The sequence below is a fragment of the Pseudomonas sp. TMW22091 genome (assembly GCF_022496705.1).
GTDB lineage: Bacteria > Pseudomonadota > Gammaproteobacteria > Pseudomonadales > Pseudomonadaceae > Aquipseudomonas > Aquipseudomonas saxonica.
This window is the reverse complement of sequence record NZ_SCFI01000006.1, coordinates 325,145-349,414: the sequence shown is the minus strand read 5'-3', so window position 1 is coordinate 349,414 and position 24,270 is coordinate 325,145. Positions and strand designations below refer to the sequence as shown.

Genomic DNA, 24,270 nt, shown 5'->3' with positions numbered 1-24,270 from the left:
ATGAAAAAGTTCTTTAGCCTGCTTGCCACCTTGCTGGTTCTGGCCCTTGCGATATGGATCGGCCGGACCTTATGGGTGCATTACATGGAAACCCCGTGGACCCGTGATGGCCGGGTGCGCGCCGACATTATCAATGTGGCCGCGGACGTAAACGGCTATGTGGTCAACGTGCCAGTCAAAGATAACCAGCTGGTGAAAAAGGGCGACGTGCTGCTGGAAATCGACCCCGAGCATTACGAGATTGCCGTCAAACAAGCCGAAGCGCTGGTTGCCTCGCGTAAAGCCACATGGGAGATGCGCAAGGTCAACGCTTCACGCCGGGCGCAGATGGACAACCTGGTGATTTCCCGCGAAAACCGCGATGACGCCAGCAACCTGGCCAGTGCCGCGTTTGCCGATTACCAGCACGCGCTGCAACAACTGGAAGCGGCAAAACTCGACCTCAAGCGCACCAAGGTGGTGGCGACGGTGGATGGTTACGTGACCAACCTCAATGTGCACAAAGGCGACTATGCCCGCGTCGGCGACCCGAAAATGGCCGTGATCGATAAGGACTCGTTCTGGGTGTATGGCTTCTTCGAAGAAACCAAATTGCCGCATATCCGGGTGGGCGACAAAGCTGACCTGCAAATGATGAGCGGTGAAGTGCTCAAGGGGCACGTCGAAAGCATCTCGCGCGGTATCTATGACCGCGACAACCCGGTGAGCCGTGAGCTGGTGGCGGACGTGAACCCGACCTTCAACTGGGTACGACTGGCCCAACGGGTACCGGTGCGTATTCACATTGACGAAATTCCCGACGGTTTCTTGCTGGCGGCGGGCACTACCTGCACCGTGATCGTCAAACCGACGGATGAAACAGCGCAGTGATCGTTCTTTAATCCGCGATAAACGTTTCATGCAAATGACGCCAGAGCACCTTGCCGCTGGCGTCTTTTTCAAACACTACGGTGGCTCGGCGGTCGTTGAGTAGGGTGTTGTCGACTTCTTGCAGCTCTCGATAGCTGATCACTGCGCCCTCGTTGTAGAGGGCGATGCCTTTGAGCTCGCTGAGGGTAATCACCAGCCCGGGGCGGGTGCCTCGCAGTTGCTCGAACAACTCCTCCATCCCGTCTAGATCAAGCACCTTGGCGCTGGGTGTGATCATCGAAAACTCATCTGAAAAGCGCGCCAGCAGCGTCGGTAATACGCTGGAAAGGCCGCTGAACCAGTTCTCGATCTCGGCGAGTGTTTCTTCGACTAGGTCAAAGTAGGGCGAATAGTCAGTCATAAATCTCTCTTCGAGCAGGGCAGCACTGTGAAGGTGCAAGCATAGGGCATGGCGAGAGAGCTGCCAGCCCGAAGTTACGACGGGGGGAGGGTACTGGCGTAGCCGTTGCCGAAGGCGACGTCCGGTTGCGAAGCGACCGTAAAAAGGATGACACGGTCAGCGGTTACAACGAGGTGGTCAAGCCAAAGCGCTTCATCAGGATTTTTTGCAGCAGCGCACGGGGCAGTAATGCGGCCAGCAAGGGCATGGCCCGGCAGCCATTACCCACACGCAGCAAGGCCGGTGGACGGTTTTTTTGCGCAGCCTTAAACACCGCCCTGGCACACGCTGCCACCGGTGTAGGGTTGTCTTGCGAAGCGTTGGCTCTGGCGCGAATACCCTCACGCACGGGCCACCACGGCGAATCTTCGGCGATCAGTTGCTCGGCCTGCGCGCTGGCATTTTTGCCAAAGTGAGTGTCGATGGCGCCCGGCTGGACCTCCATCACCCTGATCCCGAAAGGGGCCAGCTCCATGCGCAAGGCATCACTTAAGGCATGCACGGCAGCTTTGGAGGCACAGTAAGCACCGGCAAAGGGCGTGACCAGCACCCCGGAAACGCTGCCGATATTGACCACCAGCCCCCGATTACGGCGCAAGGGGTCAAATAACGCCCCGGTGATGCCCACCACGGAGAACACGTTGGTTTCGAACTGTTGCTGCAAGCCCTTCACTGCGCCATCCAGCAGCGGCCCCATAGCGCCATAACCGGCATTGTTGATCAGCACATCCAGGCCTTTGCCGTGTTGCTTGAGGCGGGCACTGAGTTGATCCACTTCAAGGCTGTCATTGACGTCCAGTTGTACCGCGACAAACCCGGCGGCCTTTAGCTGCGCTACATCCGCAGGCTTTCGGGCCGTCGCCCACACCTCATAACCGGCGTCCTTGAAAAGGTTGGCCAAGGCACGGCCTATTCCACTGGAACATCCGGTAATGAGGGCGATGGGCATAAATGAATCCTGACTGGATGGAAAAAGCGAAAGTACGCCGTCGGCACGGGTGCGACAAGCATACGCGTCCAGATGCCGTAGACGAGGAGGGTGAGCGGGGGTTTAGAGGGGGCGAAAAAAAGGCCAATCACAAGCAGATGCTGTGATTGGCCGCAATTATTGCAAAAATTTACTGTGCGATGGTTTTGATCGAAACGCCGCGTTCAATCGGCGTCAAACGTCCGTACACATCTTCAAAGCGCTCAATGTCGTCTTCGCCCAGGTAGCTGCCGGACTGGACTTCAATGATTTCCAGCGGGATCTTGCCCGGGTTGCGCAGGCGGTGAACCGAAGCAATCGGAATGTAGGTCGACTGGTTCTCGGTGAGCAGGAATACATTTTCGTCGCAGGTCACTTCGGCCGTGCCTGACACCACAATCCAGTGTTCAGCGCGGTGGTGGTGCATTTGCAAGGACAGCGAGGCACCCGGCTTGACCGAAATATGTTTGACCTGGAAGCGGCCGCCCATGTCCACGGAATCATAAGAACCCCACGGACGATAGACTTCACAGTGGTTCTGGGTTTCGCTGCGGCCCTGCTCGTTGAGGGTGTTGACCATCTGTTTGACGCCCTGAACGCTGTCTTTGTGGGCAATCATCATGGCGTCTTTGGTTTCGACCACCACGATGTTGTCCAGGCCGATCACCGACACCAGCTTGCCATTGCCGTGAATCATGCAGTTGGTGCTGTCCTGAATCACCACATCGCCTTTGCTGACGTTGCCGTTAGCGTCCTTTTCATTGACGTCCCACAGCGACGACCAGCAACCCACATCGCTCCAGCCCGCCGACAACGGCACCACACACGCGTGCTCGGTTTTTTCCATCACGGCGTAGTCGATGGAGTTGTCCGGGCAGCAGGCGAAGGTGGCTTCATCAATGTCCACGGTGTCAGCGTCCTGATGGCTTCGTTCCAGCGTCAGCAGGCAGGTGTCGTAGATGTCCGGATCATGCTTTTTCAGTTCTTCCAGGAAACGGCTGGCGCGGAACATAAACATGCCGCTGTTCCAGAAGTAACCGCCGCTTTTGACGAATTCAGAGGCGCGCTTGGCATCCGGCTTTTCGACAAACGACTCGACCCGGCTAACGCCTTCTGGCAACTGAGCGTCAGTGGTTGACTTGATATAGCCATAGCCGGTTTCAGGCTTGAGGGCCGGAACGCCGAACAGCACCAGCTCGCCACGCTCCGCCGCGACAGTGGCCAGCGCCAGCGCACGCTGCAGGGCTTTCTGGTCTTCGAGCACATGGTCAGCGGGCAGCACCAGCATCAATTCGTCGCGACCTTCGTTGACCAGCATCATCGCGGTCAGGGCCACAGCGGGTGCAGTGTTGCGGCCAAACGGTTCCATCAGGATGCGCTGAGTGTCGAGGTTACGGTTAGCCAGTTGCTCGTTGACGATAAAGCGGTGTTCTTTGTTGCAGACCACAATTGGCGTGTCCATGCCGTCAAACACCAGGCGCTCCAGGGTTTGCTGGAACAGGGTCTGTTCGCCGGTCAGGGCCAGAAACTGCTTGGGAAATTGCTTGCGCGACAAAGGCCACAGACGCGAACCGCTACCACCTGAAAGAATTACCGGAATCATGTTGTCTCTCCAAAAATTTAAAAAAGGGGAATTAACGGGTCGATACCGGGCGTTTTACCCAGGTCGGTGCCAGGCTGCTGCCGCTGCCCGTGATGTACAGAACGGCGGCTTCACCGCGCTCCAGCGCTACCGGCTTGAGGTCGCTGACTTTCTTGTCACCGTCATACAGGGCGAAGCTGACCTTCACCGGGTTGATCTCGCGTTCGCCACGGCCTTTGGCCGCGACGGTTTTCACCACCTCGGTCTTGCCGTCTGCGGTTTTCAGGGTCAGCGCCTTGTCGGTCAGGTTCTGCACCCGTACCAGCGACTTTTGCTTGTTCTTGAACGGGGGTTCTTCAATCAGCTGCGGTTGGCCGCTGCCGGTGTTGACCAGGGTGTAGTAGTGATCTGACGCCAGTTTGACCGGCACGTTTTGGCTACCGATCTTGGCGCTGTAATCGCCCTGGGGCATAAAACTGAAATCGCTGCTGCCCAATGGCGCCACATCGTTCAGTGCGGTGTTGCCCACGGTGGCGCTGACTTCCTGATTGCTGGCATTGAAGATGCGCACAAAGCTCGACCCTTTGGGTGCGCTTGGGCCGTAGAGCGCGGCATCGCCACCGGCCCAGGCCTGCAGTGACAACAGGCTGAGGCCGGCCATCAGTGCGAAAGATTTGGCGAGACGACGTGGAGCAGGTTTGAACGGCATCGCTTTAATGGACATAAGTTGAACCTCTCTTTCAGTTTTGCGCCCGGTTGGGCGTCTCGGATTTGGCTGTGTTCTGTGCAAGTTGCGGCGCGCGTGCGCCGGCTTCTTTCAAGCTCGCGACCCATTTCGGATCGGCGTCGCCGATTTCGTTGTCCACCGGCAAGTAGCGCTCCGGAAATTCCCAGATCAGTACTTGTGGTGGGGTGTTCTTGAAGGCGTCACTTTTCAGGTAGGCGAGCATCGGCAGGATGGGGCCGTGGCCGTCCTTGGAGTCATTGATCACATCGCTGCGCAGCGCTTGTTTCAAGGCGCCGACAAAGTTCCAGTTGGCGTTGGCGCTGTAGCTGGTGCCTACCAGCGTGACCGGCACTTCGCTGTCGGCGAACAAGCTGTCGGCGCTTTCAGGGGCGTCGTCAGCGACGCGGGTGCTGCGTTTTTCCAGCGGTTCGGACGGCGGCAGCAAATGGCTGAACAGCGGGTCCAGTGGCAGGAAGCGCTCCAGGTCACCGTTGTGCTGCTCGGTGGTTTCAACTTCGGTGACAAACTGTTGCGGTTCACCACTGAGCGGGAACTGAGTGCTCACGGCCTTGGCCAGTTGTTGTGCGGCGATTTGCGCCCCGTCTGGCGTCCAGTGCGTGTCAGTGCGCAAAAACACCTGCGCGCCTGCCTGTTTGGCCTGTTGCAGCGGGCCGAGCAGATCAGGGGCGATTACCTGGCTGGCAGCCAGTTGCGCATGAAAGTCGCGGTACAGGTCGGCATGGATCGACGCGGGGCGTTTGTCACCCATGTGCTCGGGGTACAAGCGCACTTTGGACGGCACCACAGCCATCACCAGCTTGACGCCGTGGGCTTTCAAGGTTTGGCGTACGCCTTCAACCAGGGCGTAATTGCTCGACACGTTGTGTTCGGCATTTGGCCAGGGTTTGAACTCTTCATCGCTGAACAGCCATTGATCGCGGCCCAAGATCACACCCGGACGGCCTTCATTGAACAGGGTGAAATCCAGCGCGGCCCAGAGGTTGGTGCCCAGTCGCTTGATCGGGAACTCGTCGTCGTAATGGGTCTCGACCGCTTTGCTCCAATGACCGTTGAGCACGGTGGTTTCGGGCGGCGTGTTGAAGCCCATAAAGCTGCGCAGCGAGACCGCTCCCAAACCCAGTAACAGGCCGCAGAAGCTGGTGACGTAGACGATGCGTAATGTTCGGTTCATGGTCGGCTCCCCTTAGAACTGGAAGTACAGGAACGGCGAGAAGCTTTGCGCCGAAAGTTTGAAAATCGAGGCCATAAACAGCAGCCCGATAACACTGCGCAGGGCATAGCGTGACCAGTCCGCCGGCAGTGTCTGCGCCTTGCTGACGTCCAGTTCGGTAGGGCGGCGGTACAGGTCACGCAGGCCGAAGAAGGCCAGCGTCAGGTAAGCCACTACCAGCGTTGCCACTTGCAGACCGGTGAGGTTGGCGCGGGTCAGTTCCGACAGCGACCACTCGTTGAAGCTGAACATGGCGCCATACATGCGAGCGGCGACGTGCAGGTTTTCGGCGCGGAAAATCACCCAGCCAATCACCACGATCAGGAAGGTCAGGGCCCAGCGAATCGGATTAAGCACACGTGGGTTGGTGTTCAGGCCCAGAGCTTTTTCAATCGCCAGCCAGATGCCGTGCCAGGCACCCCAGAGGATGTAAGTGATGTTCGCGCCGTGCCACAGACCGCCCAGCAACATGGTCAGGAACAGGTTGCGGTAGGTGGTCAGCGTGCCTTTACGGTTACCGCCCAGCGTGATGTACAGGTAGTCGCGCAGCCAGGTGGAGAGGCTGATGTGCCAGCGCCGCCAGAACTCGGTGATCGACTGACTGATGTACGGCTGTTTGAAGTTTTCCATAAAGCGGAAACCCATCATCAAGCCCAGGCCGATGGCCATGTCGCTGTAACCGGAGAAGTCAAAATACAACTGCGCGGTGTAGGCCAGTGCGCCGAGCCAGGCATCGCCCGTGGTCGGGTTCTGCAAGGCGAAGCAGTGATCGGCGACCACGGCCAGGGTGTCGGCAATAAACACCTTTTTGATGAAGCCCTGCATAAACCGCGTGGCACCTTCGCTGAACTTGTCGAGGGTGTGGGTGCGGTTGTTGAACTGATCGGCCAGGTCACGAAAGCGCAGCACGGGGCCGGCGATCAGGTGCGGGAAGATCGCCACAAACGCGGCAAAATCGATCAGGTTGCGGGTGGCCGGGGTGTCACCGCGGTACACGTCGATGATGTAGCTGATGGACTCGAAAATGTAGAACGAGATACCGATCGGCAGCAGCACGTGAGTGAGGATGAACGGGTCGAGGCCGGCCGAATTCATCATCGCGTTGATGCTGTCGACGCCGAAGTTGGCGTACTTGAAGTAACCGAGAATCGCCAGATCGACCACCACGCCCAGCAATAGCCAGCGTTGTGCGGGTTTGGTACGCACACCGGCGGCTCCGACTTTGAGGCCGATCCAGTAGTTCCAGATGGTGACACCGATGAACAGCGCCAAAAAGTCCACGCGCCACCAGGCATAGAACACATAGCTGGCGATCAGCAGCAGCAGGTTGCGGTAGCGTTGGCCGCTCAAGTAATAGAGGGCGAGAAACACCGGTAAAAATAAAAACAGAAACACATTGGATGAAAAAACCATCCTGACCTCTCCGTGTTGACCAACAGTAAAGGGCTCAGCCCCCCCAAACCCCCCCGTGAATAATGGGGAGGGTGTTTGTGTTTCTTTTGGGGGGAGGGTGTCGTTTGATCGACCCTCACCCCAACCCTCTCCCAGAGGGAGAGGGGGCAGATGTGTGGTGTTACGCAGATTTGCTTTTAGTCCCCTCTCCCTCTGGGAGAGGGCTAGGGTGAGGGCTGCGTTATTTGCCTTTGTCGTGAGCCGGGTCGTACACCTTGGTCAAATCCCCGCCCAGTCGAAATGTCTTGAACGGTTGCATCTCGCGCTTGCGCTCAATCACATCAGGCGCACAGGTGTAGAGGGTGCAGAACGGCTCCAGCCAGGCGAACTTGGCGTCCACCTTCAGGTCGGTCATGTCCTGTTCCTTGCCGTTCTTGTCTTCAAATTCATCCGGGTCTTTGACCCCGCTCAACACCCGTTCGCCCAGTCGTTTGAGCGCCGCATTGTTTTCGTTGCGCAGGTCCACGCCATTGACCAGAGCAAAGCTGGCGATCATCGCCAACGGTGGCAGGGCGTAGTTGTGGTAAGCGAGCGCCCGTTGCTGACGCTTCATTTCGTTAGGCAAATAACCTTGGGCGTCGACCTGATTGGCCCCCACCTTGAACTCTTTCACCGACCAGTCGAACAAGTCACGACGGTTGGTGGCGATGGACGTGGCCATCACTGACCAGGCGGCCCAGTACGAGTGATTGTTGGTTTTGGCCAGCGGCAGGTCATCCCAGTCACTGACCACTTGATCGGCCATTTTGCTGAACCAGGCCTCGATCATCTGCGCCTGCTCTGGGTGTTTGGCCAACGGTTGCGACTCGGAAAACTTCAGGCGCAAGTAAGACGAGGCCATGCTGCCCAGCGCCCATTTGCGCATGGACTTGCCGGTGTGGTTGAAGTCCTTGCTCATCAACGCATCGGCCTGGGCCCAGGCGCTCAGCCAGTTCAATGTGCAATCGAGCTGCTCGGGGCGGCCGTCGCGCATAAATTGCATCACCTGTTTACTGGTGCCGCGCTCCAGTGTGGTGATGCCTTTGGTGGCATCACGAAAGGCTTTTTCCGATTCCACGTTCAAGGTGGAACGGGCCTTGTCCGAGCCTTCGTACTTGCTGCGAAACTCCAGCTTGTCGGTATACGGCTGCGGCATGGCCGTGCAGTCGTTTTTGAAATCCCCGGTTTTGAAGGCTTCGATCGGGGCGTAATACCCCTGTGGAGGCCGCAGGGGCGCGGCCGCGTGGGCGTTGCTGGCAAACATCGCCAAGCCCAATAGGGTCGGCGCCAGCAGTGTGCGTAAGTTGATCGGTGCAGTAGGCATCAGAAACCTCATCGTCCAGCCTGCGCGGTGTGCTGCGCAGGGGAGGGGAATACGTTGCGGGTGCAGAGTTTGGCTTCGACTTGCTGCGCGTCACCCGCGTCATCCGGGCCCTGAATTTCAAGGGCCAGCAGGTTCTGGTCGGCCCAGTCTTCATCGGTGCGCAGTTCAAAGGCGAAACGTCCGTCTGTGTCGGAGGTTGTCGGCTTGTCGATTTTCAGAGTCTCGTGGCGACCGTTCATGTACCAGAGGGTGGCTTGCAAGGTTTTCACCGAGGGGTCGGCGAAGCGGATGTCAATTTGATGGTTGGCGTTGTGCAACGGCTTGTTGGTGCCATTGACCAACAACTGGTTGGTGCCGGGCTTGAGTGTGGTGCTTTTGCTCAGCAGTGCAGGCTTGCCTTCACAACCGTTGTCCAGCAGCGACATCATTTGGCGGTAGGTGACTTCCTGATCGAGGCGATACAGCGGCGAGAACTCCCAGATCAGTACCTTGGGCGGGGTCTTCTGAAACTCATCGCTGCCCAGGTACTGCAACATCGACCCTTCCAGACCGCCGCCCGGGAAGGCGACATTGAGTACGTCAGCGCCGATGTACTGCTCCAGGAACCCGGCAAAGTTGTAGTTCTTGCCGCTGTGGCTGGTTCCCACCAAGGTGATTTGCGGGTTGGCCGAATCGCTGAACAGATCGTCGTCGCCCGCTTCGCCTTTAGGCTCGGTGCTGAACTGATCCATGTATTGCACGGCGTAGCTGGTGCCGCACAGTTGCCCGGCCATGTTATGCAGGGTGCCGGTTTTACCCATACGTCCGGAAATTTTGGTTTCAAACTCGCGCTTTGGGATGTCCGCGAAGCCGGGGATTTTTTTCACTGTTTCGGCGACGATTTTGGCCGTGCGCTCGGCGCCGTAAGGCGTCCAGTGCTGGTCACCGCGGAAGTAGAAGTCGTGCGCCTGTTGCTCGTCGGTCAACGGTGACAGGTCAGGCACGTAGTAACCCATTTTGGCGAAGCGTGCGAGCATGGCCTGATAGTTTTTCAGGGCCGTGTCGTAGTCGAATGATGCGCGCTCGGCTGGCATCAATTTACTGCGATTGACCAGCCCGCGAGTCGGCTGGTAGACCACGACCAATTCCACCCCTTTGCTTTTGAACGCATCGTGCAGTTGCTGCATGCGCTTGTAGCCTGCGGGCGTGGTTTCGAATTGGGTGCGCAGGTCTTCCTGGGTGCGGAACAACCAGTCACCTTTGGCCTGCACCAACGTGGTGAAGTTTTGCTGGTAACGCGTGGTGTAGTTCTTCGCGTCGTGGGCTTCGGGGCACAGGTTGCAGCACTCCTCGGCGGTGAACGTCGGCGCTTCGATTTCATCGGCTTGCACGCCTGCGCTGGCAAGCAGAAGGCCGGCGGTCAGCAACGTGATCAAATGGGGGGGCATAACAGTCATCCTCAGTCGTGCAATTCGGTCTGGCGTTCAACGGGGTCGATCAGCACGGCTTTTTGCTGGCGCACCATCAGGTCGAGGATCTCGTCCTGACGTTCACCCAGAATCCCGTTCAGGCTGATACCGCTGGATTTGGTCGGGGCCAGCATCGACACCCGGTACAGCTCGATGCTCAGGGGCGAATCGATGCTTAATGGGCCGCTGCCGTTACCGGCCAGCTCGCCACCCACCAGAATCAGCGACACTTCGGTGTCGAACGGGTCGAGGTGAATATCGCGGTCGGTGTCGCTCAGGTCTTTGATGTGGCCGTACACGCCCGTCAGGCCGTTGGCCATCGAGAGGTTTTCGTACAGGCGAATATTCACGCTGTTGCGCACCCGAATGCCGTGACGACGGTTGTTGAAAACCTTGTTGCCCCACAACAGGTTGTCGCCGCTCTCATAGAGGGTGATGCCGTCGGTGTGGTTCTGGAAAATGTCGTTGTCGGCAATCAGGTTGTTGACGCTGTTACGGTCGATCACCAGGCCCGACAATTTGTTGTTGTGGCTGCGGTTGTTGAAGATGAAGCTGTCGTCCACTTCACGGGAAATGATGATCCCGTGTTTGCGTTTAGTGCCGAACACGTCGTTCTCGGCAATGATCAGGCCGTGCGAACGGTCATGGGGGTCAATGCCGTAGACGATGTTGTCGCGGTAAGTGCTGCCCTTGACTACAAAGTCGCGGGTTTCGTAGCAGTAGAAGCCGTACCACATGTCCGAGAACTCGGAGTCGACGATCCAGCCGGTGGGCTCATCGCGTTTGACCACCTTGGCCATGTTGGGCGTGTACTGAGAAATACTCACCCCGTACGACTTACTGTTGGCGTAGCCAAAGCTGGCCATCTTGCTGTTGACGATGTAGGTCTGGGTGCCGCCCCAAGCCAGCAGGAACGGACGGAATTCTTTTGCGTCGCGGAAAGTGGCCGGACCATTGGCCTTTTCACGCCAGCCAGTGACTTGGGTGTCACGCACAAACAACTGGCCATCGTTGACCAAAAAGGAGCCGCCTTCTTCGGACAGACGCAGCTCTTTGGTGCTGCTGTCGATGTCCAGAATGCCTTGATGCCCGACTACAATCGGCAAGCGCGCCAGGTACACACCCGGTGCGGTTTCGCTGAAGTACTGTTTGGGCAGGCGTTTGGCCAGATCCTTGAGGTTTACATAGCCGTCGTCGATGAAAATCGCCTGGGGAATACCGCCTTGGCGCACCACCCATTCGGCCATTTTGTTATCGCCACCGATAAAGTCTTTCAGGGCGTTCTCTTGCATCATGCGGCGCACGCTGACTTTGCCGGCTTTGCTGCGCACAATCTTGGCCGCTGCGGCTTCACGGGTGTAACCCGACAGGTCGGGCAGGGCGGGCTTGGCAATGTCCAGCGGCGCCGACGGGGCTGTGCTGACGGTGTAGGTTTTGGCTTGTTGCAGCTCTTTGGCCACCGTCTGCTCTACCGGCGAGACGGAGGCAAAGGCGGCCGAACTGGCCAGTAGCAGCGCGCCAGCCAGCAGGCTGATCGCGCCTTTGTGGGCAGGATGATTCATGTCACGCACTCCCGTTGGCGTAGTCATCAGAAGCGCCAGATCACGTCAACAAACGCGCGGTGCATGTACGAGTCGACGTTCTTGCCGTAGGCATCGCCCGGCTTGAACACGCCGCCACGAAAGCGCACCAGCGCTGAAGGCTCGTCAATCGACTGGCTCAGTGCCGCTGGCAGCAGGCCTTGCTTGAAGTACTTGGTGACCACCAGATCCATTTCCTGACCCAGGTCGTTTTTACCGTCGATCAACGGCAGTGACGTGCTGGACAGCAAGCCGCCAGTCGGGTCTTCGGTATTTTCGACGGCGTTGATGCCGTTGCTGCCCACCGGCTTGCTGGCGTCTACGCGCCAAAACTTGTGGTAGACCAGCGAGGCGTCGTAGTCGTCGCGCAGCTGCCAGGAGGTGAACAGGCTGGCGCTTTGCATGTTCTGCATTTCGCCACGGAATGCCTCACCAAAACGGTGAACCCGCGAGCGGGTGCCGGTGTAGTTCGAGCGGTTGCTCTCAAGGCCGGTCTGCTGGTAATCAGCGCTGGCGCGGGAATAGGCCGCACCGACTTGCCAGTTCGGGTCAAGGCGCAAACGAATGCCCAGATCGGTGGCCCAGCCGTCTACGTTGTCACTGGTTTTGGCGCCCGCCAGCGTGCGCCCGTCCACACTGGAGGTGGCCAGGTTGTCGCGTTTGCCGGTCATGCCGGTGAGGCTGGCCCAGTAATTGACGGTGTTGGTGTTGCGGTAGTTGTAGGCGTCGCTGTTGGCTTCAATGCCGAGCCAGGTCAGGTCGCCGTTCTCGGTTTTATCCAGCGCGTCGACTTCTTCACCTTGATGCTTGAGCTTGCCATCGTCGTGGGTGTGATGCGCACGCAGGCCGACCCACTGGCCGGGTGTCCACTGTGCTGAAATATCACCGAACAGGTGCAAGCGATCCTTGTCATCCGGGGCCAGATCGTGGAGGTCGGTGCGGTACTCGCTGAAGCGTTCAGCAACGCCCAGATTAGCCTTCAACAAGGTGGTATCGAACGTCCAGTTCAGCGCTTCGATATTGGTGTCGCGCCACAGGCCGTCGTCGTTGCGCAGGCGCTGGCGACCCAATCGCAGCTCTTCGCCGGGGTAAGCGGTGAAACCTTTGTAACCGAGCCAGAATTCACGCAGGGCCAGGTAGCTTTTATCCGGTTGGCGCGAATCGCTGCTGCTTGATTGCTGCTCATCGGCTTGTTGCAGGGTGTCGGTTTCGATGATGTCGCTGGACGTCACCGCCTGCCCCATCACGTAGGCGCTCCAGTTGCCGTGTTCGAAATACGCCCATGGGCGCAGGTCAAGGGCGATACCGTTTACGTCGCCGCCGTCACGGGTGCCGAGGTCGCGGTCGTCTTCGGACTGCACGGTGATTTTCGTCTCAAGGCCGAAGTTCTTTTCATCGGTCATGGCGGCCAGGGTCGGGCATGACCACAGCAGCGCGAAAGACAGGCCAATGCCCGCTTTCACAAAGGGATTGAGGGTCATAGGGCTTCCTCGCCGTGTTCTTGTTCTAGCTGTGCACGCAGCAACAGGTTGGCGCGCAGGGTGCGTTCTTTTTCCAGCAGGCGTTCGGCGTCGGCGCGTTGTTCAGGCGGCAGTTGCTCGTCGAGCTGGCTCGCCAGTTCATTGCCCTGCGGGGTGTCCTGGAGTTTCGCCAGTTGGCCGAACACATAAGCGTTCAGCAGGTTGGGCTGAGTGCCTTTGCCTTGGGAGAACAACTGGGCGATGGCGAAGTCGGCGCTGTTTTGGCCGTTACGCGCAGCCTTGAGCAAATGGTCGAGGGCTTTTTGCGGATACACCTGACCCAGATAACCGCGACGGTAAATCTGACCCAGGTAGTAATCCGCCGCGACTTCTTTGTCCACGGCACGCTGGAAGTGCGCCTCGGCCTTTTTCGCATCCGGGGTCATCCACTTGCCGTCGTAATACATACGTCCCAGCAACAGCTCGGCGCGGGGCAGATCGGCAGCGCGGCCGTTGTCCAGGTATTCCTGCAACTGCGCGGTGTCGCCCTGATCCGGGAAGTCATAGAGCAATTGCGCCAGGCTCACCCAGGCTGCGGGGTAACCGGGGGCGATGTTTTCCAGCAACGATTTAGCCGTTTCGGGATCAGGCGTGCCCAGCGTCGGATCGGCCAATACCCGGGCGACACCGTCGACCTTCTTGGCCGAGGCTGCGCCACTGCGATACGCGCCTTGCAACTGCTTGACCAGCTCGGCCAGTTGTTCGGTTTGACCGCGTTTCTGGTAGATCGCGGCCAGCTCGGGGTAATAACCGGCGTTGCCCAGGGATTGTTCGAGCAAGCCCTGTGCTTCAAGCAGCTCGGCCTCGGTCGCATCGGGCTTGGTTGCCAGCAGGCGGCCAAGACGGCCCTGAGCGCGAGGTGAAGTTTTTGCGGCCGCGCGGTAAGCGGCTTCGGCTTTCTTCAGTTGATCGGCGTCTGGATTTGTCATCCAGATGTCCGCCAGTCCGACCTGCGCTTCGGTGTAGCCCAGATCCGACAACGCTTGATAGTTACGCTGAGCGGTGGCGGTATCGCCGCGCTTCAAGGCTTCATTGGCCAGACGCTGATCGGGCAGGCCCGCACAACCGGCCAATGCGATGGCTGCAACCAGTGGTAGCAACGCCTGCCCCCGTAGCAGCTGCCGAAGGCTGCGTTCGGTTGCGAAGCGACCGTAAAACCCATTGGCACGGTGTGTCAGAACCTGCGCGTGCTCAGGAGGGCGAGCGCTGCGCACTCGGACGCCGCCTTCGGCAGCTGCTACGGGAAATGGCATGGGGGATGGGCTTGTCATGCTTACAAACCCGCAGCCGAGGCTTTGTCGATCAACCAGTTCAACGATGGGCCACGGTCGCTGCGCACGTCTACTGGACGGCCAGCCAACGCGCTGTCCAGCGGGGCGTCAGGTTTGATTTGCACGCGAATGTCAGATGACAGGTCATCGCTGTTAAGGCTGGTGCTGCTGATGATCTTGCCGCTGCGCTGGCCATCTTCACCGGCAATCTGGAAGTTCACACGGGTGCCCGGCAGTACGTCACCGAACTGGCGATAGCTGAAGCGTGCAGCAATACCGGCTTCGCTGGTGCGCGGTACCAGTTTGAAGATCACGTCGCCCTTGCTGGCGTATTGACCATTGGCAACCACTTGTTCCGCCACCACGCAATCACATGGCGAGGTCAGGGTACCGGTCATTTGCTTGCCGAACAGGGTTTCGATGTTCTGTGGTTGCAGCTGGTTTTCGTCCAGATGCCCCTTCAGGACGTCGAGCATGCTGGTGCTGAAGGTCGCAATCGGCGCGCCGCTGGCGGCCAGTTGGTCGTCTTTGATCAGGCTTTGCACCGTGCCGTCACGGGGCATGGTGATGTTCAAGGCGGGCACGCTGACCAGAGCCGATTGCGCGTGGGTGACGAAATACAGGCCGTACACCGATTTGACGATAAAGCCGAACGCCACCAGACCGACGACAAACACACCGGCGCTCAGCACTACGGCTTTCATACGACCGAACGGGCTCATGCCGCTGCCGCCATCCTTGACCTTGCGCGCTTTGGTGAAGTTGTCACGTTGCAGGGTGGCGAGCATTTCGCCCATGGTCACGATGTCGCCACTCAAGTGCGAGGTGATCAAGTGACGCAAGGTGGCGATGTCTTGCAGGTCCAGGTTCTGGAACTGGCAGCCGACGCGGCCGGTCTGGCGGTCAACATTGCGAACCAGCAGGTCGACGTCCATGGTCAGGCCGAGGTTATCCACCAGAAATTGCAGGCGGCCTTTAAACACGTCGCCGACCTTGAAGGTCTGGTTGGCCGCATTGAAGCTCAGGCCACCGGCCGAGAGGTCGATCAGGCTGACTTCCATCGGCGCGCGCTCGGCCGTGAGAAAGCGCAGCTTGGCCGGGATTTTGACCCGCGCATGCTGGCGCTGGGCTTCGGATTCGTGGACAACGTTGGCGTTAACTTGAGTGTTCATGGGTCTTATTCCTGATTAATTCGGTCGGGTCGGTTCAGACCATCGTCAACAGCACAGCAACAAAAATGCTGGCAGCGGAGAAGGTCATGGTTCGAGACGACCAGGTGTTGAACCAACGTTGAAAGCTGGCCAGATCACGGGTCAATTTAGTGTCCTGACGGGTCCAGGATTGTTGGTCGAGGCGGAAGAACACGTAGATCTTCACCAGTGCCCCAACGATCTGGTTGTAATAAAGAATCACCGGGTAAGCCGGGCCGATGCTGTGACCCGAACAGGCCAGCAACAGGGTCAGAATCAGGCGGGTGATGCCAATCCACAGCAGGTAGGCAATAAGGAAGGTGATGCCGTATTTGGCCGTGGCAATCAGCGCTACCGTCAGGCCCAGCAGTGAGGTCCACATCGACACACGCTGGTCGAACAGCACCAGGCTGGTGAAGGCGCCGAGGCGTTTAACACCCAGCCCTAACGCGCGGGCGTTCTGGCGCAGGTTGTTGCCGTACCAACGGAACATCAGCTTGCGACTGGCCTTGATAAAGCTCTTTTCCGGCGGGTGTTCCACGGTATGGATCGCCGCGTCTGGCACGTAAAAGGTGTCGTAGCCCAGACGCATCAGGCTGAACCAGCTGGACTTGTCGTCGCCGGTCAAAAACTTGAAGCGGCCCAGACGCCAGTGTTGCAGCGAGTCACTTTCCACATCGGCAATAAAGTCGGGGTCAGTCACTACGTTGGCACGGAACACTGACATGCGTCCGGTCATGGTCAAGACGCGCTTGGACAGGGCCATCGAGCACATGTTGATGTGGCGTTGAGCAAAGCGCAGCTTGTGCCATTCGCTCATGATGTAGCCGCCGCGTACTTCGCAGAACTCGTTAGTGGTCAGGCCGCCGACATTGCCGAACAGCTGGAACCACGGCACGGTTTTGCGCACCACGCCTTGGGCGAGCACGGTGTCACCGTCGATCACTGCAACCACTGCGCGGTTGTCGGGCATGTGCCGCGAGATGGCGCGGAAGCCATAGGCCAGGCCGTCGCGTTTGCCGGTGCCGGGAATGCGCACAAAGTCCAGCTTGACGCGGTCAGGCGGGTTGAGGCGCTGCCACATGCTCTTGACCAGCAGCTCATCGGACATTTCCACCAGCGAACACACCACGGTGGTAGGCAAGCCGCAGTCAATGGCTTCGCGAATGACCGAGCTGTACACCTGCGCGGTGGTCAGTGCGTCGATTCGAAAGCTGGTGACCATCAGAAACACATGAGACGGGTCAGCCGCCTTGCCCAGCTTGCGTACCTTGCGGCGCAAGTGGGGGTACACCACATATAAAAACAGCATGCCGCGCAGAAAATGCGTGGCACCCATTGAGTAGCGCCAGATACCCACGGCGCCAATCAGGAAAATAAAGTTCTTCGACTCGGAGTCAAAGGTAGAGGTCGGCAACGCTAGCGCGAGGCCCATCAACAGGCTTAGAAAAAACAGCCAGCCCGCGGATTGAAGTAACACGTTTTTTAACTTGGACATTTGCGTCATCCGAAGGTGAAGAGGGCTTCGAGCTGCAAGCCGCAAGCTACGAGTGAAGCGCTGTAAACTTGCGACGTGCTGCTTGAAGCTGACGGCTGCTGTTACCAGCAGATGCCTTCGGTGCGGCTGGTGGTGCTAGTGGCCTTGGCCATAAAGCCGACCAGGTCGATGACTTGTTTACCGGCCGGTGCGTTTTGCGCCAGGGCACGGAATTTCTCGTCGCGGTTACCCAGAATGATCACGTCGCTGTGATTGATCACTGCGTCGAAGTCCGAGTTGAGCAGGGACGACACGTGAGGGATTTTCGATTCGATGTACTCTTTGTTCGAACCGTGAACACGGGCGTATTCGACGTTGGTGTCGTAGATGCTCAGGTCGTAGCCCTTACCGATCAGCATTTCTGCCAACTCGACCAGCGGGCTTTCGCGCAGGTCATCGGTGCCGGCCTTGAAGCTCAAGCCGAGCAGGGCGACTTTGCGTTTGTCGTGGCTGGCAACGATGTCGAAGGCGTTCTGCACTTGCGATTCGTTACTGCGCATCAGCGAGTTGAGCAGCGGCGCTTCAACGTCCAGCGAACCGGCGCGGTAGGTCAGGGCGCGAACATCTTTAGGCAGGCAAGAGCCGCCGAACGCGAAGCCCGGACGCATGTAGTACTGCGACAGGTTGAGGGTTTTGTCCTGGCAGACCACGTTCATCACTTCACGGCCATCTACACCCACTGCTTTGGCAATGTTGCCGATTTCGTTGGCGAAGGTCACTTTGGTGGCGTGCCATACGTTGCAGGTGTACTTGATCATCTCGGCCACTTCGATGTCCTTGCGGATGATCGGTGCGTCGAGTTCTTCGTACAGCGATTGCAGCACATCGCCAGAAGCGGTATCGAACTCGCCGATGACAGTCATTGGCGGCTGGTCGTAGTCGGCAATGGCCGTGCTTTCACGCAGGAATTCAGGGTTTACGGCGACGCCGAAATCAACGCCTGCTTTCTTGCCCGAGCATTCTTCGAGAATCGGGATCACGACATTTTTCACGGTGCCCGGCAATACGGTGCTGCGCACCACGATGGTGTGACGGCTGGTTTTTTCACGCAGCACAGCGCCGATTTCGCGGCATACGGCTTCGATGTAGTTAAGTTCCAGATCACCGTTTTTCTTGCTCGGCGTGCCGACGCAGATCATCGACAGGTCGCTGTCACGGATGGCCGAAGCAAAGTTGGTGGTGCCGCGCAGACGGCCTGTTTGAATACCCTGAGCCAGCAGCTCGCCAAGGCCCGGTTCAACGATGGGCGATTTGCCGAGGTTGATCAGGTCAATCTTGTCTTGAGAAATATCAACGCCAATAACTTCATGGCCGCGGGCAGAAAGACAACCGGCACAAACGGCGCCGACGTAACCCAAACCAAATATGCTGATGCGCATCGTAATTGACCTCTGTCATGTTCAAGCCACTGAGTGGCCTAAGTTAAAAAATATGGGCGAACTTGGAATTACGGCATAACTAACCCGCAATACCGTGAACAGGCACTGTTATGTTTCAACGCTGCTTAAGTTGCACTTTTAAAGTGCAGCTACTTATTGTCTTGTAGGACAATTTGGCTCGAAGCCCTCCGCGGATACACGCAGGGGCATACCTCAAGCCATTGATTTATATGGCACGAAGGCGTTTAGCAGGTGATTCGCTTTTGATCGCCACACCCCGGCTGGCCAGAGCGTGTTAAGCGTTTATTTTATGAGTGCTGCGTAAGTCATTTCCTACAAGCTCGGTAATAATTGTTACGGATTCTATGAGCGGTGCTTCGGTACATAGTTCCAGCCCGCTGATCTCGTTTTTACATATTGCTGAATGTGTTTCAAAAGATGGCACTAGTTGCAAAGTGATGGCCCCAAAGGTTTCGCCCTTTATTTGTAGGGAGTTCATTCGTTGCGATAGTTAAGTGCCACTATCCAAAAAAAAATTAAGTGCCACTATGAAAAAAAGTCACATTTGTCGAGTGAATTTATATTTATCGAAGGGTTGGGAGGGCGAAATCAGGTGCGACGCACGCTCAGGGAGCTGAGGTGCGTCGAAAAAGGGAGGGGTTATTCGGGGGCGTGATCGCGTAGGAAAACCAGCAAGTCGGGTTTCGAGTGCTCGGTACTGTAACGATAGCCCTGAGCGTCAAATTGCTTGAGGTGTTCAGGGTTGTTGATACGTTCCTTGATCACAAAGCGGCTCATCATGCCTCGGGCCTTTTTCGCGTAAAAGCTGATGATCTTGTGCTGACCGTTTTTCAGGTCCTTGAATTCGGTATTGATGATGCGCGCGTTCAAGGCTGATTTTTTGACGGCTGAAAAGTATTCGTTAGACGCCAGATTGAGCAACACATCATCGCCTTGTTCGGCCAGTGCTTCATTCAGCCATTCGCTGATGCGTGTACCCCAGAAGGCGTACAAGTCCTTGCCGCGAGCGTTGGCCAGCTTGGTGCCCATCTCCAGTCTGTACGGCATCATCAAGTCCAGCGGACGCAAGAGTCCGTAAAGGCCTGAGAGCATACGCAGATGGGTTTGGGCATAGTCAAAGTCGTCTTCATTGAAGTCCACGGCATTGAGGCCGGTGTACACATCGCCTTTAAAGGCCAGCAGTGCCTGCTTGGCATTTTCGGGAGTAAAGGCTGGGGTCCAGCTGCCGAAGCGAGCGGCATTGAGGCCTGAAAGCTTATCGGACAGGTGCATCATCTCGCCAATCTGTTGCGGGCTTAACTCACGCAATTGCTCGATCAACACCTGCGAGTGGTCCAGGTACTGAGGCAAGGTAAAGCGCGCAGTGGCTGGCGGCGTTTCGTAATCGAGGGTTTTAGCGGGTGAAATCACCATCAGCATAAGGTCGTCTCCTTTATAGGCAGGGGAGCAATTCTAGGGGGTAGGAGGGTTTGACTCCACCTATCACCTTCATAGAAGGGTGTTGAGGTGTAGTTGCTGACGAGGAATGAAGGTTGAGATGGGCTGCTTGCCGCAGCCTCGTGACGAGGCAACGAGCCTGTGATCTGTTTTTGATCTGGCTTGTGATCTGGCTTGTGATCTGGCTTGTGATCTGGCTTGTGATCTGGCTTGTGATCTGGTTTTTGATCTTGATCTACCGCCCCTTTCGGGAGGCCGAGTGGAGGTTCTGCGCAGTGGGTCGACCGGCATGGATGCCGGGAGAGCTGCGATCGGGCCATGGATGGCCCGTCGCAGCGTGCCCACGGAGCGGGACCGGAGCGAGGGACACCTGAGCGAAGCGAGGGCCGTACGCAGGGGCAAGGCCTTTTTGCTTACTTTTGTGGCTGTTTGACAAAAGTGAGCCGCCGTAAGGGCGGAACCCGTAGATAGATTTAACGCATTCAATGGATATGTACACGGGCCTATTAAAAGCTTCGAGTACATATCCATTATTAGCGTCTAGTTGAAGTTATGGTTTCGCCCTTACGGCGAGTTCCTTTTGGCAAACAGCCCCAAAAGGAACCAAAAGGTCCTTGCCCTACCATACGGCCGAGCTCGCCTAGGCTCGCCCGGTGCCTTCTCTCCGGCACTGTTATGGGGGCACGCCGCGACGGGCCATCCTTGGCCCGATCGCGGCTGGCTCGGCGTCCTGCCTCGCCACCCCCATAACAGCACCTGCGTTCAGCCTCCTGTGATGGGCCCCAGTGTCGCTCCCACTGTTTCGGTGGCGGCAGGGGGATTGGTTTATAAGCAACCAGCAACCAGCAACCAGCAACAAGCATCAGTCTTAAAGCGCTGCAAGCAAGGTTATAGTGCTGGCAGTTTTTTATTGGGAGAACAACCCGTGCGTGTGGCTCTTTTTTTATCGACCTGGCTGATGTGTCTGGGTGCAATGGCGGCGCCCAACGAACCGGCAACGCTGGACCGCAGCACTTGGCCGGAACAACTGAGCAGCCCGGCCTTGTTCGACGTGGCCTCACGCGCAGAAATCCTCACCTTCGCTCATGCTTTACTGGCCACCGAAGCGCTGGATGAAAACGCCCTGAAACAGCGTCTTAACCTTAAAGTCATTAACCTCGACTCAATCGATAGCGTTCGTCAGCGCCTGTGGCAGCAGCTCTTGCTTAACTACAACGCCGCCCAACAGAGCTGCGATCAGGATGCATCGTTTTGTTACTACGTCGAAGACATGCCCTCGTTGCGCGAACAGGCCGGCAAATTTGTCGTGGCCGACGACTCGTTTTACGCAGCATGGGCCGAGCCGAGCCGTGAGTTCCATCGTCGTTATCTGGATGAACAGCTGCGAATGGCAGCGTTGTTCCCGCAAATTGCCAGTGAAGTCGCTGTATTCGGTGAGCAGGAGTTCAACGGCGAACAAATGAGCGACCGACTCTTTATGTTGACGCTCGACAGTGGCCCCAGCCAGTCACCGGGCACAACAGACTGGCTCACCGACTACTTGCGCAAGCAATCGATGAGCGCGACCTTCTTTGTGCTCGGCAATAGTCTGCAAGCGCGCCTCGGTAAAACCTCTGAACAGGCCGTTCAGTCGCTGTACAAGGGCCAGTGCGTCGGTGTGCAAGGCTGGGAATACCGCTCGCACAGCCATTGGCAAGACTGGCAGGACTCGATTGTGCGCAGTGCCGCACTGGTCAAACAGCAGCTACCAGACAATTACGTGCCTGTGTTCAGCCCCCCCTATGGGCATCGACGTGCAGACAGCGGCGCATTTTTCAAGTCGCAAGGTTTGCAAGTGGCCTTGTGGAACATTGATTCGCAAGACATGGCCGCCAGCCTGACCGGCGAGCAGTCGGCGCATCGGGTGCTGACCTTGATGCTGTTGTGGCGTCATGGGGTGATTGCCTTTCACGACACTCAAGACAAAGTGCGCAGCGCATTGCCCTGGTTACTGAAGGCCACAGCGCAGAGCGGTTTGGGTTGGCAAGAATGCGGGGCAATGGGTCACCCGTGAAGGGAGTGCCCGCCGGTGAAGGCGGGCGAGGGCGTTACAGAAGGCGCAAGGCCATGTCGGTGCCGACGCGAAGGTATTCAACTTGAGCCACGATGGCGTCTTTGACGATGGCCTCACCGGTGTCAGTGAGCTGGGCTTTTTTGGCATCAATGACCGATAGCTGTAGCAACTGCATGGCAACGTCCATCGCCTTTTGGAAGGCAGTGATGTTGTTGTGCAAGCCAAACTCGTGAATGACTGCCTCCATGCGCTCGTCTGCATTGTCACGAAGTTGTTGGTATTCGGTAAAAGACACGCTGCCGTCTTTGTAAATATCGAGCAGCAGGTGTTCCAGGGTTTTGGAAATTGGGGTCATACGGCCTCCTTCGGCATAAGCATTGAGGAATCAGGCTGAAAGCAGCCTGCCACGAAGCTTACGTGCGCCTTCAAGGAGGGCAGACAAGACGCATCCGCGCTTTTTGTCAGAGGGCTCTGGCATTTCTGTCAGCAGAATAAATTCCGCTTTTTGTATCCGAGATAGCCGATTTTTGGTTCAAAAACGTATGACTATGTTTCAGGTAATTACTAAGCCTAGTAGCGATTTGAGATGGCGCCAAGTCCATTTGGCCCGTTAGAAAAAAATAGTTAAAAAGCGCAAGAAAAGCTTTTTTTTGTCACACAATTTGGAGTATTACGAAGACAGACAGCCGAAACCTGCAACACAGGTGGCGTCTTCCAAGACCCATCGGGCAGGACATTCATCTGGCAGGTTCAGATGAATAGGCAGTCACTTCGAGGCGCAACACTGTTGAGGTGTTGCGTCGAATGGCTCCCACAAAGGTGACCGAGTATGGATGATCACGGACGCATTCCTTCTTCCAACAAACCGATCCTTTATGTACTCGATACCAATGTTCTGATTCACGATCCCAATGCGTTGCTCAACTTCGAGGAACACCACGTCGCAATCCCGATGACGGTGCTCGAAGAACTCGACAAACTCAAGGCCGGCAAGTTGCTGGTGGCTGCGGAGTGCCGCCAGGCAATCAGGCTGATCGATCAGTTATTGGGCGTTGCTTGCCCCGAAGATGTCGAAAAAGGCGTGCCCATCCAGCGTGGTAAAAGCGGCCCTAAAGGCTTCCTTTCCATCTTGATGAACAAGCGCAGAGAACCCAACACGCTGCTGCCCGAAAACCTCAACGACAACATCATCATCAACCAGTTGATCGACTTGCATGCCCGCCGACCGGAATGGCATGTGGTGCTGGTGACCAAAGACATCAACATGCGCCTCAAGGCGCGTGCCTGCGGAATCGAAGCCGAAGATTACAGCACCGACCAATTGGTTGATGACGTGTCGATGCTGTCTCGCGGCTATCACACCATGACCGGCTCCTTCTGGGACCGTGTCAGCAAAGTTGAAACCCGTCAGGGGCATGGCCGTACCTGGCATCAGGTACAACTGGTGGACAATTTACCTGCGGTGCATATCAACGAGTTCATCATCGACGAACAGGGCTTTGTCGGCTGGATCAAGGAGATTCGCAAAGATCACCTGTTGATTCTCGACCTGCATCAAGAGCCTTTATTGCATCAGGAAGCCTGGGGGCTCAAACCCCGGGACATTTATCAGGGGCTGGCGTTGTTTGCCTTGCTGGACCCGGATATTCACCTGGTCAATCTGTCGGGTGCGGCGGGTTCGGGTAAAACCATTCTGGCGCTGGCGGCGGCTATTGAGCAAACCATGGTCAGCAAACGCTACCGGCGCATCATCTGTACCCGCAGCGTGCAAGGGCTGGATCAGGAAATCGGCTTTTTGCCGGGCACCGAAGCCGAGAAAATGGAACCTTGGCTGGGCGCTATCACCGACAACCTTGAAGCTTTGCATATGGAGGACGAAAGCACCCACGGCAGCGTTGATTACATTCTTAGCAAAGTGCCTTTGCAGTTTAAATCCCTCAACTACATACGGGGCCGCAGCTTCCAGCAAAGCCTGATTTTGATTGATGAATGCCAAAACCTGACGCCGCACCAGATGAAAACCATCATCACCCGTGCGGGTGCAGGCTCTAAAGTGGTGTGCCTGGGCAACCTGGCGCAGATTGATACGCCTTACCTGTCGGCCACCAGTTCAGGGCTGACCTACCTGACGGAGCGTTTCAAAGACTTCCCCAATGGTGTGCACATTGCCCTGCAAGGGGTGCCTCGTTCGATTCTGGCCGAATACGCCGAATCCCATCTGTGACCCAACCCCGGGCGGCCCTGAGCCGCCCGATTTCATCAC

The 24,270-nt window shown here is 57.4% G+C and carries 19 protein-coding genes; 3 read left to right on the top strand and 16 right to left on the bottom strand.

Going from position 1 to position 24,270, the window contains the following annotated elements:
- Positions 1–870 (top strand): efflux RND transporter periplasmic adaptor subunit, encoded by an 870-nt coding sequence (locus EQV93_RS14445; protein WP_122786458.1) that lies wholly within the window; start codon positions 1–3, stop codon positions 868–870.
- Positions 871–877: 7 nt separating this feature from the next.
- On the opposite strand, the gene EQV93_RS14440 is transcribed toward EQV93_RS14445, so the two are convergent.
- The 15 genes from EQV93_RS14440 to yaaA form a co-directional block, all read right to left on the bottom strand.
- Entirely contained in the window at positions 878–1,270 is a 393-nt protein-coding gene (locus EQV93_RS14440; protein WP_122786459.1) for a DUF4440 domain-containing protein, read from the bottom strand.
- A gap of 163 nt (positions 1,271–1,433) precedes the next feature.
- Positions 1,434–2,258, bottom strand: a complete 825-nt coding sequence (locus tag EQV93_RS14435; protein ID WP_240891789.1) for an SDR family oxidoreductase — start codon at positions 2,256–2,258, stop codon at positions 1,434–1,436.
- A gap of 169 nt (positions 2,259–2,427) precedes the next feature.
- A complete protein-coding gene (locus EQV93_RS14430; protein ID WP_240891788.1) occupies positions 2,428–3,879 on the bottom strand; it encodes a mannose-1-phosphate guanylyltransferase/mannose-6-phosphate isomerase in 1,452 nt (483 codons plus the stop codon).
- Positions 3,880–3,910: 31 nt separating this feature from the next.
- A complete protein-coding gene (locus EQV93_RS14425) occupies positions 3,911–4,567 on the bottom strand; it encodes an alginate O-acetyltransferase AlgF (protein ID WP_233609116.1) in 657 nt (218 codons plus the stop codon).
- Between the two features lie 31 nt (positions 4,568–4,598).
- A complete protein-coding gene (locus EQV93_RS14420) occupies positions 4,599–5,777 on the bottom strand; it encodes an alginate O-acetyltransferase (RefSeq protein ID WP_122786463.1) in 1,179 nt (392 codons plus the stop codon).
- Positions 5,778–5,789: 12 nt separating this feature from the next.
- Positions 5,790–7,229 carry an MBOAT family O-acyltransferase gene (locus tag EQV93_RS14415; protein WP_122786464.1) on the bottom strand — a complete coding sequence of 480 codons (1,440 nt, stop codon included), beginning with the start codon at positions 7,227–7,229 and terminating at the stop codon, positions 5,790–5,792.
- A 220-nt stretch (positions 7,230–7,449) separates the two neighbouring features.
- Complete coding sequence (locus EQV93_RS14410; protein ID WP_122786493.1) at positions 7,450–8,571, bottom strand: mannuronate-specific alginate lyase; 1,122 nt, start codon at positions 8,569–8,571, stop codon at positions 7,450–7,452.
- An 8-nt stretch (positions 8,572–8,579) separates the two neighbouring features.
- Entirely contained in the window at positions 8,580–9,998 is a 1,419-nt protein-coding gene (locus EQV93_RS14405) for an alginate O-acetyltransferase (protein ID WP_122786465.1), read from the bottom strand.
- A gap of 11 nt (positions 9,999–10,009) precedes the next feature.
- Positions 10,010–11,581: a mannuronan 5-epimerase AlgG gene (gene algG / locus EQV93_RS14400; RefSeq protein ID WP_122786466.1), complete on the bottom strand. Its 1,572-nt coding sequence runs from the start codon at positions 11,579–11,581 to the stop codon at positions 10,010–10,012.
- A gap of 26 nt (positions 11,582–11,607) precedes the next feature.
- Positions 11,608–13,080, bottom strand: coding sequence for an alginate export family protein (locus tag EQV93_RS14395; RefSeq protein ID WP_122786467.1), 1,473 nt, complete (start codon positions 13,078–13,080; stop codon positions 11,608–11,610).
- Positions 13,077–14,390: an alginate biosynthesis protein AlgK gene (locus tag EQV93_RS14390; RefSeq protein WP_240891787.1), complete on the bottom strand. Its 1,314-nt coding sequence runs from the start codon at positions 14,388–14,390 to the stop codon at positions 13,077–13,079. Before EQV93_RS14390 ends, EQV93_RS14395 begins: the two co-directional genes overlap by 4 nt.
- A 2-nt stretch (positions 14,391–14,392) precedes the next feature.
- The gene (locus tag EQV93_RS14385; RefSeq protein ID WP_122786468.1) at positions 14,393–15,562 is read right to left on the bottom strand and encodes an alginate biosynthesis protein Alg44; all 1,170 of its coding nucleotides are present in this window, start codon (positions 15,560–15,562) and stop codon (positions 14,393–14,395) included.
- 34 nt (positions 15,563–15,596) lie between these two features.
- Entirely contained in the window at positions 15,597–17,078 is a 1,482-nt protein-coding gene (alg8, locus tag EQV93_RS14380) for a mannuronan synthase (RefSeq protein WP_122786469.1), read from the bottom strand.
- Between the two features lie 101 nt (positions 17,079–17,179).
- On the bottom strand, positions 17,180–18,496 hold the full coding sequence (locus EQV93_RS14375) for a nucleotide sugar dehydrogenase (protein ID WP_122786470.1): 1,317 nt from the start codon (positions 18,494–18,496) through the stop codon (positions 17,180–17,182).
- Between the two features lie 660 nt (positions 18,497–19,156).
- Entirely contained in the window at positions 19,157–19,936 is a 780-nt protein-coding gene (gene yaaA, locus EQV93_RS14370; protein WP_240891786.1) for a peroxide stress protein YaaA, read from the bottom strand.
- Between the two features lie 943 nt (positions 19,937–20,879).
- Here yaaA and EQV93_RS14365 point away from each other — a divergent pair.
- The gene (locus EQV93_RS14365; protein ID WP_240891785.1) at positions 20,880–22,007 is read left to right on the top strand and encodes a polysaccharide deacetylase family protein; all 1,128 of its coding nucleotides are present in this window, start codon (positions 20,880–20,882) and stop codon (positions 22,005–22,007) included.
- A 34-nt stretch (positions 22,008–22,041) separates the two neighbouring features.
- Here EQV93_RS14365 and EQV93_RS14360 read toward each other — a convergent pair whose 3' ends face one another.
- Complete coding sequence (locus EQV93_RS14360) at positions 22,042–22,362, bottom strand: hypothetical protein (protein ID WP_122782528.1); 321 nt, start codon at positions 22,360–22,362, stop codon at positions 22,042–22,044.
- A 474-nt stretch (positions 22,363–22,836) separates the two neighbouring features.
- On the opposite strand from EQV93_RS14360, the gene EQV93_RS14355 reads away from it, so the two are divergent.
- Positions 22,837–24,231, top strand: coding sequence for a PhoH family protein (locus tag EQV93_RS14355; RefSeq protein ID WP_122782527.1), 1,395 nt, complete (start codon positions 22,837–22,839; stop codon positions 24,229–24,231).
- Positions 24,232–24,270 lie beyond the last annotated feature (39 nt).